Annotated in this window: 11 protein-coding genes; 3 read left to right on the forward strand and 8 right to left on the reverse strand. The window is 50.7% G+C overall.

Going from position 1 to position 11,079, the window contains the following annotated elements; translation table 11 throughout:
* Positions 1-22 precede the first annotated feature (22 nt).
* From aroB to pilM, 7 genes are all read right to left on the reverse strand, one after another.
* Complete coding sequence (gene aroB / locus AC6R1A_RS01200) at positions 23-1,111, reverse strand: 3-dehydroquinate synthase (protein WP_334555648.1); 1,089 nt, start codon at positions 1,109-1,111, stop codon at positions 23-25.
* Between the two features lie 32 nt (positions 1,112-1,143).
* Positions 1,144-1,662 (reverse strand): shikimate kinase AroK, encoded by a 519-nt coding sequence (gene aroK, locus AC6R1A_RS01205; RefSeq protein WP_334555649.1) that lies wholly within the window; start codon positions 1,660-1,662, stop codon positions 1,144-1,146.
* Between the two features lie 186 nt (positions 1,663-1,848).
* The gene (locus AC6R1A_RS01210; protein ID WP_500646131.1) at positions 1,849-3,567 is read right to left on the reverse strand and encodes a type IV pilus secretin PilQ; all 1,719 of its coding nucleotides are present in this window, start codon (positions 3,565-3,567) and stop codon (positions 1,849-1,851) included.
* 23 nt (positions 3,568-3,590) lie between these two features.
* Complete coding sequence (locus tag AC6R1A_RS01215; protein ID WP_500633096.1) at positions 3,591-4,127, reverse strand: pilus assembly protein PilP; 537 nt, start codon at positions 4,125-4,127, stop codon at positions 3,591-3,593.
* Positions 4,117-4,707 (reverse strand): type IV pilus inner membrane component PilO, encoded by a 591-nt coding sequence (locus AC6R1A_RS01220; RefSeq protein ID WP_334555651.1) that lies wholly within the window; start codon positions 4,705-4,707, stop codon positions 4,117-4,119. Before AC6R1A_RS01220 ends, AC6R1A_RS01215 begins: the two co-directional genes overlap by 11 nt.
* Positions 4,707-5,282, reverse strand: coding sequence for a PilN domain-containing protein (locus AC6R1A_RS01225; protein WP_500633095.1), 576 nt, complete (start codon positions 5,280-5,282; stop codon positions 4,707-4,709). Before AC6R1A_RS01225 ends, AC6R1A_RS01220 begins: the two co-directional genes overlap by 1 nt.
* The gene (pilM, locus tag AC6R1A_RS01230) at positions 5,272-6,282 is read right to left on the reverse strand and encodes a type IV pilus assembly protein PilM (RefSeq protein ID WP_500633094.1); all 1,011 of its coding nucleotides are present in this window, start codon (positions 6,280-6,282) and stop codon (positions 5,272-5,274) included. Before pilM ends, AC6R1A_RS01225 begins: the two co-directional genes overlap by 11 nt.
* Before the next feature lie 146 nt (positions 6,283-6,428).
* Between pilM and AC6R1A_RS01235 the strand changes: the two genes are divergently transcribed.
* Complete coding sequence (locus AC6R1A_RS01235; protein ID WP_500633093.1) at positions 6,429-8,969, forward strand: penicillin-binding protein 1A; 2,541 nt, start codon at positions 6,429-6,431, stop codon at positions 8,967-8,969.
* Between the two features lie 65 nt (positions 8,970-9,034).
* Here AC6R1A_RS01235 and oxyR read toward each other — a convergent pair whose 3' ends face one another.
* Complete coding sequence (gene oxyR / locus AC6R1A_RS01240) at positions 9,035-9,925, reverse strand: DNA-binding transcriptional regulator OxyR (RefSeq protein ID WP_487902581.1); 891 nt, start codon at positions 9,923-9,925, stop codon at positions 9,035-9,037.
* A gap of 156 nt (positions 9,926-10,081) precedes the next feature.
* On the opposite strand from oxyR, the gene AC6R1A_RS01245 reads away from it, so the two are divergent.
* On the forward strand, positions 10,082-10,822 hold the full coding sequence (locus AC6R1A_RS01245) for a glutathione peroxidase (protein WP_500633092.1): 741 nt from the start codon (positions 10,082-10,084) through the stop codon (positions 10,820-10,822).
* A gap of 142 nt (positions 10,823-10,964) precedes the next feature.
* Positions 10,965-11,079 (forward strand): DUF3624 family protein (locus tag AC6R1A_RS01250; protein ID WP_500646132.1); only part of this gene is annotated, 115 nt, incomplete at its 3' end.

The raw sequence follows: 11,079 nt of genomic DNA on the forward strand, positions 1-11,079 counted from the left end.
CACTGCGCCACAGTTCAATCAATTACAGCGTGCGCCCATAGTCGATTGCGTCTCGTAACACGGACTCTGGGACACCTTTCACCACATCGGCACTACCAATGCTGGTCGGTAGAACCAATCTCAATTCACCAGAAAGCACTTTCTTATCGCGCATCATGTGTTTGATAAAGTCATCAAATGACATGCTGTCTGGTGTGTGGATTGGCAGCTTGGCTCTTTTTAGTATAGAGACAATTCTCTCCACTTGCTGCTCATCAATAAGCCCTTGAAGCTGAGCGGTTTTTGCAGCCATCACGGTACCCGAAGAGACCGCTTCACCGTGGAGCCAATTACCATACCCTAACTCAGCCTCAATCGCATGACCAAATGTATGACCTAGATTCAACAACGCGCGAATTCCAGATTCTTTCTCATCTTGCGCCACCACTTCCGCTTTGATTTGGCAGCAACGCGCAATGGCGTAAGTGAGTGCTTGTTGATCTAACGCGTACAGCGCATCGAGGTTCTCTTCCAACCAGACAAAGAAATCGTGATCGTAGATGATGCCGTATTTGATCACTTCCGCCATACCCGCGGCAAACTCTCGCTCGGGCAAGGATGCCAAACAGTCGGTGTCAATGATCACCGCTTTAGGCTGGTAGAATGCGCCGATCATGTTCTTGCCAAGCTTGTGGTTAACGGCGGTTTTTCCGCCCACCGATGAGTCGACTTGAGAAAGCAAGGTCGTCGGGATCTGAATGAAATCCACCCCACGCTGATAACAGGCCGCCACAAAGCCAACCAAATCACCGATCACCCCGCCGCCGAGGGCAATGAGCACCACATCACGCGCAGTATTGCCTTCCAATAGGTAGGTCATGACGGTGTTGAATGTCTCTAGCGATTTGTATTGTTCGCCATCAGGCAGTGCCAACACTGACGCGTCGCAATCGAGCTCGGCCAGTTGGGCTAAAAGAGTCTCAGCATAAAGAGGTTCAACGGTGACGTTCGTAATCACCACGACTTTTTGCTTAGCTTTAAGAAGGGAAAGTTGGGCCGGATCGCGAAACAATCCGGCACCAATCGAAATGGGATAGCTACGTTCGCCTAAGCTGACCGTAATCCGTTCCATGGGAATCTCCAAATGCGAATAAAGAGTGGCTGTTAACCTTCTTCTAGCATTTTTACGATCTGGTTGGCTACCACTTTTGCACTTTGATCGTCAGTACGGACCGTGTAATCCGCAATTTCTTCATAAAGTGGGTTACGTTCCGCAGCCAAAGCTTCAAGAACTTCACGTGGTTTGTCCGTTTGAAGCAGCGGACGTTTTTTGTCACGGTTTGTACGGGCAAGCTGTTTTTCGATCGTTGTTTCTAGGTAAACAACAATGCCACGTGCAGAGAGACGATTACGGTTTTCTTTGCTCTTAATTGAGCCACCACCGGTTGCCAGAACAATACCTTGTTCTTGAGTTAGGTCTTCGATCACTTTTTCTTCGCGCGCTCGGAAACCGTCTTCACCTTCAACGTCAAATACCCATGCGATATCTGCGCCAGTGCGCTCTTCAATTTCAGTGTCAGAATCAACAAACTCCATATGAAGTTGTTGAGCGAGATGACGACCAATGGTGCTTTTGCCGGCGCCCATTGGGCCAACAAGGAAAATATTGCGTTTTTCAGCCATGTTTAGCAGTAATTTACAACGTTAATTCAATGACATCGCCACAAGAGAGGCCAGTATAAAACTTGCCAAGAAAGTGCTTGTGGCACCGATTCCTCACAGATAATTCGTGATAAGACCCGAAATTATCTAGATCTGGTGCCACTAATGCAAACTATTTTTACTTAAGCTTAATAATAACGCCTCATCTTATTGCAAGACGACCTTAGGCGTGACAAAGATCAGCAGCTCACTTTTGCCCATTTTCTGGTAACTTCGCTTAAATAGCGCCCCAAGTAGGGGTAAATCCCCCAATAACGGCACCTTATCGACAGAATCCGTCACACTATGTTGAAAAATGCCGCCCAGCACGACCGTTTCGCCGTTCTCCACCAGCACTTGTGTACCGATGCGCTGCGTATCGATCGCCACTGCCTCACCCGTGCCGGTTTTCACCACTTGACCCGGTCTATCTTGCGTGACACTCAAATCTAACACCAAGCGGTTGTCTGGCGTGATTTGTGGTGTGACTTTCAAACTTAGTACCGCCTTTTTGAAGGTCACACTGGTGGCGCCACTCGAAGAGGACTCCAGATAGGGAATTTCCGTTCCTTGCTCGATATAGGCGGGCTTTTTATTGGTGGTGATCAAACGAGGGCTAGAGATCACCTCCGCTTTGGATTCACTCTGCATGGCAGACAACTCCAAATCGAGCAGCGTCCCTGAGCCCAGTTTGGCGACCTGAAACGCGATTGACGAGGCATTCGCCGCCGTTGCCCCTAAGTTGACGTTCAAAAAGTCATCCACGGGTAGCGTATCTTGGTCAAGCAAGCCGCGCTGGTACAGGTTGCTCTCAATGCTTCCACCCACGGTATTGTTGCCATTGGTCGAGGTAAAGCCCCAACGCACGCCAAGCTCATCAAGGTTACCCTCGTTAACAGTCACAATCCGCGCTTCAATTTGCACTTGCTTGACGGGCACATCGAGCGATTCCACTATTTCTCGCACCACATCGATATTCTCTTTTAAATCACGGATCAGTAAGGCGTTAGTTCGCTCATCAATACTGAGTGAACCTCGCTCTGAGAGCATGCTCATTGCACTCTCGCCGCCAATCATATCGGCAATGTCCGACGCTTTGGCAAACTTCACTTTGATGATCTCCGAGCTAAGTTCACCAAGCTCCGCCTCTAAGCGCGCTTTTTCTAGCGCCTCTTTTTCCCGCAGATCTAACTCGGCTTTAGGCGCCACCAGCACGACATTGCCATCCACACGCTTATCGAGCCCTTTAACTTGTAAGATGATGTCGAGCACCTGCTGCCAAGGTACACCATCAAGACGCAGCGTTAAGTTGCCTTTGACGGAGTCGGACACCACCAAGTTGAACTGGTTGTAATCGGCAATGAGCTGCAAAACGTTGCGCACCGGAATATCTTGGAAGTTAATCGAAATGGTTTTGCCTTCCTTTTCCATAATATTGACCGGTTTTGCCGCCTCCTCTTTGCTCACTTTTTTGACTAAGACCTCAAGGTAACTGCCATTGAGGCTGTAGTCGTAGCTGTACTCACCCTCGATATCGGCAATCAATAGCGTGCTTGGCTGTTTGCGAAACACTTCGATTGACTTCACCTGGGTGGAAAAGTCTTTGACATCGAGTACATACAGCTTGTCATCGGGCACCTGGGTATTGAGCAGTTCAATGCTCAACCCCTCTTGCGCTTTTTGTAAATCCACCGCGACCTTAGGGCTTTGCAACTGCACAATGATTTTGGCGTGCTGCTGTTTATCCACTCGAAAGTCGATGTCCACCAGACGGTTGGGTTCATTGCTCGTCGCCAATACGGCGCTACTAAATACAAGCAACCATAAGGCCATTAAGCCACAGGTAAACCGCGTGTGTTTTCTTGGGGGGAGGAATCCTTTCACCATGATTTCATCTCAATTATTAACATCTATTTAAGCGCCAGTTTGACGTTGCGGGTATTCCAGCAACCTAAGCCATCTGGCAAAGTCTCATTTATCGTTAGGTAACTTTGGGTTACTTTGGTTATTTTTCCGTTGTTGACGCCAATGTATTGTCCGCGCGTCGCTTTAATCACTTCGCCCGTCGGCACCTGAATCAGCGCAGAAATCGCGCCTTGACTGCTCATCACACCGGTCAAACGCAGTTTGCTAAGGGGGTAGCGCTCTAAACGACCACTTTTGCGCCGAGGCTCGGGCTGCCAACAATCCACCTTGGCGACGGGTTGGTTCATCACAATGGCCACTTTAGGCAGGACAAAAGGCTCTCTCAGATCGTGCGCTTGATAGGCACTGGCCTTGAACTCAAGTACCGGTGCCAGCGAGGCCACTTGATGACGCGCGCTTGACTCGATCTGCTGACGAAATTGATCCAACGGCGCTTGATTGGCTTTACATCCGGCGAGTAACAAAGCGCAGCCCATCAGCGCTCCCCATGTCGAGCATGAGAGACGGCGGTTATTGTTCATCTTTCACCTCCGGTTTAAATTGGTAGGTGTAGGCGCGCACACGAAAGTGCAGCGTACTGCTCTCTTGGCTGACCCGCTGCCAATCGACATCGTCAAAATTGATGATGCGCGGTAGCTGCGCGATCGCCTGTGAGAACTGGCCAATATTGTGGTAATCGCCCGTCAGTTCGATATTGAGCGGCAAGCGGTAGAGAAACTCTTTATTTTGCTTTTCACCCCAATCGATGCGAGTAAAGGTGAGTGAGTGCTTCAACCCTTGCTCATTGACCGCAGCCAACATGCTCGCCAGCTCTTTCTGCACCGGCAGTTGGCGTGATAAATAGTCGTAGCGCTGTGAAAGCTCATCCAACTGCGCTTTTAACTGCGGCAGCGCCGCCACTTTATTCGCCTTGATGGTGGCCGTGGTTTTGAGCACTTGCTCCTTGTCGATTTGCCGTTGCAACTGCTCGTTACTCGGTTTCAAGTAAAACCAGTACCCCACCCCCTGCAGCAACAAAATCAAGACTGCAATGACGCCCAATTGCGGCAACAACGGCCATTCGGGTAACTCTTCAAAATCCAAATCGGTGTAACTGGCCATCACTGCGCTCCTTGTCGATTCGCGTCATCTTGATAGAGCAGAGAAAACGAGACGTGAAAAGTCTGAAACTGTTTACCAAAACGTTGTTTACCCAGCACAATCGAGTGCATTTCTACGTTACTGAGCTGAGAAGACTTTTCTAAATTGTCGAGCATGGTCGCCAGTCGCGAGGTGGTATCACTGATGCCTGACACCTCTAGTTGCTGACCATTCATCTTGATCTTGTCGACATACACACCTTGCGGGATCATCGCAGGGATGAGGTTCATGAAATCGGTGGTTTTATTGCGCTGCTGTTGCAACTCCTCAACCACCGAAAGTCGGGTCAATAACGCTGAGTGCTCTTTTTCCACTTGCTTTAGGTTGTCAATTTGCTTGTCGAGGCTCGCAATGTAGCGATTGAGGTAATCCAACCTCTGCTGCTGCAACCCTTTTTGATAGTCGAGATACGCCCCCGCGCCCCATTGGACACCGCCAGCGAGCAGAACGCCGAGCACAACCAGCGAGAAAAATCGGCGTCGATGACGCGCCTTGAGCGCCTCTCGCCAAGGCAACAAATTGAGACTATGCAGCATGGCGATTCTCCATCCACTGAAGGCCTCTTAGTGCCAGCCCCGCGGCGGTGGCAAAGGCAAAGCCCGGCTTCTTGTTGCCTTTGCTCGCCCCTTGAACTTTGCTCGCGCCTTGAAATAACGCCAAAGGATCGAGCGATTCAAACTTGAGCTGTAAACGGTTTACCACCGCATCTTGCAACAGCACCTGCAATTGAGGGTCGCATGCGGCACCACCGGTAAGCCAGACGCCCTCAATCTCCCGATTGCTCATCGACGAGACCAGTTGAATGTGGCGCTGCAACTTATCCATTACCTCTCGGACAAAACGTTGCTCACCGCTTTCAAGGGACTCGCTCGGGTGATGAGTCACACTTTGTGTGCCAACAGGGAACTCTTTGCACAAAGGCGGTTTGTCCCATACATCAATGCACACCGAGGCCTGAGTAAAACCGACATCGAGCAGCAGCCAGTTTTTGCGCTGCTGAATACGCGCGGCCTCGTGCCATATTTGCGTCAAACCGTAAGCTTGCACATCAAGTAGCACAGGCTCAAAGCCAGCTTTGCTGGTGGCGTCTACACGGCTATCGACCAGCTCTTTGCGGGTCGCAAACACTTGGTAACTGGCGGTGGCATGGCGCTGAGCTTGCGGATCTATCGCAACAAAGTCTAAATTCAGATCTTCGACTGGAAATGGCGATTGATGAGAAAAGGCCTGAAAGATGGCGAACTCTCTTTCAGAACCGGAAAGTTCGCTATCTATTTGTAATACCTTGCTAATTACGGCGTTGTCGGGCACACACAAAGCGGCCTTGCGACTAAATAGTGGCAACCCCTTTCTTAGTTCTTTGAGTTTCTTTACAATTTTCTGATAATTGAGCAGGTGATTATCAGAGAATATGTCCGCCTCAATGGGAATCTCGTGATAACCCACCAAGGCGAATGTGTCTTTAACAGGCTTGAGCACCACGGCTTTAATGCTGTAGCGGCCGATGTCTATGCCTGTAACCAATGTTCTACCCATACCGCGTTGCTCCCTATTGAAATGCTTAGCTCGCGCGCTTACTGAATTGATGGTTTAATAAGCACTAAGAAAAAGCATGAGCTAAAGTTTCAGCTTACAGTACAAGGGTTTGCATATTAGCGACCTATAATTTCAGGAATTCTCCGGTGAAGTTCATAAAGCGATTATTCATTTTTACATTGGTTTGCATGATTCTTGGAGTCGGTACAATTTTCGGTTTCTATTTTTATGTCAAACCGGACCTCCCCGACGTCGCCACTCTTCGAGATGTGGAACTGCAAACACCGATGCAGGTGTTCAGCCAAGACGGCAAACTGATTTCTCAGTTCGGTGAGAAGCGCCGCATTCCGGTCAGCTATGACGACATCCCTCAACATTTGATTGAGGCACTGATCGCCACTGAAGACAGTCGCTTTTACGATCACCCAGGTATCGACCCGATCGGTATTACCCGAGCGGCGGTCGTGGTGGCCATGTCTGGTTCGGCCAAACAAGGGGCGAGTACCATTACTCAGCAGTTGGCGCGTAACTTCTTCCTCTCTAATGAGAAGAAGATCATGCGTAAAATCAAAGAGATTTTTATCGCGATTCACATCGAGCAGCTGCTATCCAAACAAGAGATTATGGAGCTCTATGTCAATAAGATCTTCTTGGGCTACCGCTCTTACGGCTTTGGCGCCGCCGCGCAGGTCTATTTTGGCAAAGATCTTCAGCAGCTCACGCTGAGCGAGCTCGCGACGTTGGCGGGGATGCCTAAAGCCCCATCGACGATGAACCCTATCTACTCTCTTGAACGTGCGACGAATCGTCGTAACGTGGTTCTTGGCCGTATGCTGAGCGAAAACTACATTACGCAGCAAGAGTACGACCAAGCGAGAGAAGAGCCGATCGTGGCACGCTACCACAGCGCCGATATCGAATTGAGCGCTCCGTATGTGGCGGAACTGGCGCGCGCGTGGATGGTGGCTCGCTACGGTGAAGACGCCTACACCTCGGGGATGAATGTTTACACAACCGTAGATTCTAAACTGCAAGCCGCCGCCAATGACTCGGCCATCAATAACCTACTCGCTTATGACGAGCGTCACGGTTACCGCGGGGCAGAAACCGTGTTGTGGAAACCCAGCGCGGCGCCATTGTCGACTCAAGCTATCGAAGAGGCATTAAAGAAGGTGCCGACCTACGGCCAATTAACGCCCGCCGTGGTATTGGATGTGGCGGCGAAGCAAGCCACCGTATGGGTGAAAGGCAGCGGTGAGCAGACCTTAAACTGGGACGGCCTTAAATGGGCACGCCGCTTTTTGACCGATGAGCGTCAAGGCCCCGCGCCGAGTAAAGCCGGTGATGTCGTGACCGTCGGCGAACAAATTTGGGTCCGTCAGGTCGCCGTCGACGATGACAGCGCGATGTGGCGGCTCAGCCAAGTCCCTAACGCCAATACCGCCTTTGTGGCCATGAACCCTGAAAACGGCGCAGTCCTATCACTGGTCGGTGGCTTTAACTTCGTCCATAACAAGTTTAACCGTGCGACCCAGTCGGTTCGTCAGGTTGGCTCAAGTATCAAGCCCTTTATCTATTCCGCGGCGCTCGACAAAGGCTTAACCTTAGCCAGCTTGATCAACGACGCCCCCATCAACCAGTGGGATCGCAGCCAAGGCACGGCGTGGCGTCCGAAAAACTCACCGCCAACCTACACCGGCCCGACACGCCTACGTATCGGTCTGGCGCAATCGAAAAACGTGATGGCGGTGCGCGTGCTGCGTGAAGTCGGTCTTGATGAGACCCGCGAGTACTTGACCCGCTTCGGCTTTGATATCGAGCAACTGCCTCGCTCTGAAACCATTGCCTTGGGTGCCGGCAGTTTAACTCCGGTTAAGATGGCTCAAGGCTATTCCGTGTTTGCCAACGGTGGTTACTATGTGGAACCTTTCTACATCAGTAAGGTAGAAGGTCCGTTTGGTGAACCCGAATTTGCCGCCAATCCGAAAATCGTCTGCCGTGCAGACTGTGATAGCGAGGCCCTGAGTGCATCGCCTCAAACTGATTCAAACACTGCGACAATCAACGACTTCAACGAGCAAGATGTTGAGTTGCCCATCAGCGATGCGGTGCAATACGCACCGCAAGTGATCTCTGAACAAACAGCATTTTTAATGCGTGAGATGATGTACAGCAACATCTGGGGCGGCGGTAACTGGCGCGAAGGCACCGGCTGGAACGGCACCGGTTGGCGTGCCCAGCAACTTGAGCGCCGCGATGTGGGCGGTAAAACCGGTACCACCAACGACTCCAAAGATACTTGGTATAACGGTTACGGTCCGGGCATGGTGGCGATCGCTTGGGTTGGATTTGATGACCACAACCGTACACTCGGCCGCACAACGCCGAACGCCAACTTAGCGCAAAATCCGATCTCAGGCGCAGAGTCAGGCGCGAAAACCGCGGAGCCAGCATGGGTGGACTTTATGAAAGTGGCATTGAATGGCGTACCAGAGCAGGACAAAACGATCCCTGAGAACATTGTGCGAGTGCGAATTGACCGAGATTCTGGTCTGCTGACCAACCGTTTTGACGCCAGTGCGATGTTCGAGTATTTCCTCGAAGGAACCGAGCCGACCAAATACGTCAGTGAAGATTTAGGTCCCTCTATCTACTCATCGAACAGTGAAGGAGAAGAGCTGTTCTAATCGGTTTGATAGAGAGGAAGAGAAAGGGATGGCGCGCGCCATCCCTTTTTAGTTTGTACTGAGTGTTAGTTGATGACTAACTTCTCTTTGATGGTTTTCGCCAGCAGCTCAAACCGCTCTCTTAGTGGCGAGCCTGGACGATAGGCCACCACTATCGTCCGAGACGGCACAGGATTGACCGCCTTGACGTAACACACGCCATCTTTTTGCTTTTCGTGCGGAATAGACAACTGCGGCAGTAAAGTGATACCGGCTCCGGCTGCCACCATGTTTCTTAGGGTTTCAAGACTGGTGGCTTTAAAGCGCTCATCATCTTTGGCTCCGGCCGCGAAACAAAAGCCGAGTGCTTGGTCACGTAAACAGTGACCATCACCGAGCGCTAATACCGTCTTGCCATTGAGCTCCAACATGTCCAACTCTTCCAACTTTGCCCACTCATGGTCACACGGCACCGCCACACTGAGCGGCTCTTCATACACTGGGATCTCTTTGAACGGCGCGGTTTCTGCCACTGACGCCAAAACCAAACAGTCCAGCTTGCCCTCTTCTAACTGACGCACTAACTGCTGGGTTTGCGCTTCATGAAGAAACAGCTCAAGCTCAGGGAAACGCTCTTTCAGCGTCGGAACGATTTTCGGCAAGATGTAAGGACCGACGGTGGGAATAAAACCGATGTGCATTGGACCAGTCATGGCGCCGCTTTGCCCGCTGGCCATATCCTTGAAGGTTTTCACTTCACTGAGAATCCGTTTGGCTTGCTCGACCAACTGTAAGCCAGAGTCAGTAAACAACACGCGGCGACTGCTGCGCTCGAGCAACACAGTGCCGAGTTCGTCTTCAAGCTTACGGATCTGCCCACTTAAGGTCGGCTGACTGACAAAACACGCTTCGGCGGCTTTTCGAAAATGTTTATGTTCCGCCAAGGCAACAACATACTCAAAATCTCGAATATTCATGCGCAGGGATTCTCCTGTGAGTTTTTTATAGATTTTAACTATTGATACAATTATATCAAACGATTGGAGCTATCAAAGGAGTTTTACGATACTGGCCCCACAAATTGAGAACACCAAGCCGAATGGGCTTGCTAACCATATTATTAGAGGGCATCTATGTTGGTATCAAAAGAAGGTCAGACTGTTCCAAACGTTACGTTTCCTACCCGTCAGGGCGACACCTGGGTCAACATCACCACTGACGAACTATTTCGCAATAAAACCGTGATTGTGTTTAGCTTGCCAGGCGCTTTTACGCCAACGTGTTCTTCAAGTCACCTGCCACGCTACAACGAGCTGTTCTCGGTATTCCAAGAGCATGGCGTCGATGAGATTGTCTGCTTGTCGGTCAACGACACCTTTGTGATGAACGCGTGGAAAAACGACCAAGAGGCAGACAACATCACCTTTATTCCAGACGGTAACGGCGAATTCACCCAAGGCATGGGCATGTTGGTCAACAAATCGGAGCTTGGCTTTGGCCACCGTTCTTGGCGCTACAGCATGTTGGTCAAAGATGGCGTCATTGACAAAATGTTCATCGAGCCAGACGAGCCAGGTGACCCTTTCAAAGTCTCTGACGCAGACACCATGCTTAAATACGTAGCGCCAAGCTATAAGACGCAAGAGTCCATCACGGTATTTACCAAACCCGGCTGTCCGTTTTGTGTCAAAGCCAAACAAGCCTTGATCGACCATGATCTGCAATACGAAGAGGTGATCTTAGGCAAAGACGCCACCACTGTGAGCTTGCGTGCGATTACTGGACGAGCCACAGTGCCACAAATTTTTATCGGCGGTAAACACATCGGCGGTAGCGAAGAGTTGGATCACTACTTATCCACTTTAGAGTCTTGATCATTCACTGAGCCCTCGATCTCCCGGCCCAGATGTGGGTCGGGGGATCACTTCCTCTCACTCACTTACTATCACTAAAGCACTAGCCAAACGGCCGGTGCTTTTTTATTATCTGGCTTCTCTTGCTGCTCGAGTGACCCAGATGGCCTGCCCCTATTGCAATCAACATTGGTTTTGGAAAAAGATCGGCCGATGCCAGCGCTGCATGGATCAACTCACGGTGTTGTCTGTCGCCTGTTGGGTTGCGTGGTGGTTCT

It is taken from the genome of Vibrio sp. R10-SG3-ISO3, assembly GCF_059834225.1.

Bases quoted from the DNA above. Each gene is read 5' to 3' on its own strand.
- aroB (WP_334555648.1), bottom strand. From the start codon at position 1,111: ATGGAACGGATTACGGTCAGCTTAGGCGAACGTAGCTATCCCATTTCG.
- aroK (WP_334555649.1), bottom strand. From the start codon at position 1,662: ATGGCTGAAAAACGCAATATTTTCCTTGTTGGCCCAATGGGCGCCGGC.
- AC6R1A_RS01210 (WP_500646131.1), bottom strand. From the start codon at position 3,567: ATGGTGAAAGGATTCCTCCCCCCAAGAAAACACACGCGGTTTACCTGT.
- AC6R1A_RS01215 (WP_500633096.1), bottom strand. From the start codon at position 4,127: ATGAACAATAACCGCCGTCTCTCATGCTCGACATGGGGAGCGCTGATG.
- AC6R1A_RS01220 (WP_334555651.1), bottom strand. From the start codon at position 4,707: ATGGCCAGTTACACCGATTTGGATTTTGAAGAGTTACCCGAATGGCCG.
- AC6R1A_RS01225 (WP_500633095.1), bottom strand. From the start codon at position 5,282: ATGCTGCATAGTCTCAATTTGTTGCCTTGGCGAGAGGCGCTCAAGGCG.
- pilM (WP_500633094.1), bottom strand. From the start codon at position 6,282: ATGGGTAGAACATTGGTTACAGGCATAGACATCGGCCGCTACAGCATT.
- oxyR (WP_487902581.1), bottom strand. From the start codon at position 9,925: ATGAATATTCGAGATTTTGAGTATGTTGTTGCCTTGGCGGAACATAAA.
- AC6R1A_RS01245 (WP_500633092.1), top strand. From the start codon at position 10,082: ATGTTGGTATCAAAAGAAGGTCAGACTGTTCCAAACGTTACGTTTCCT.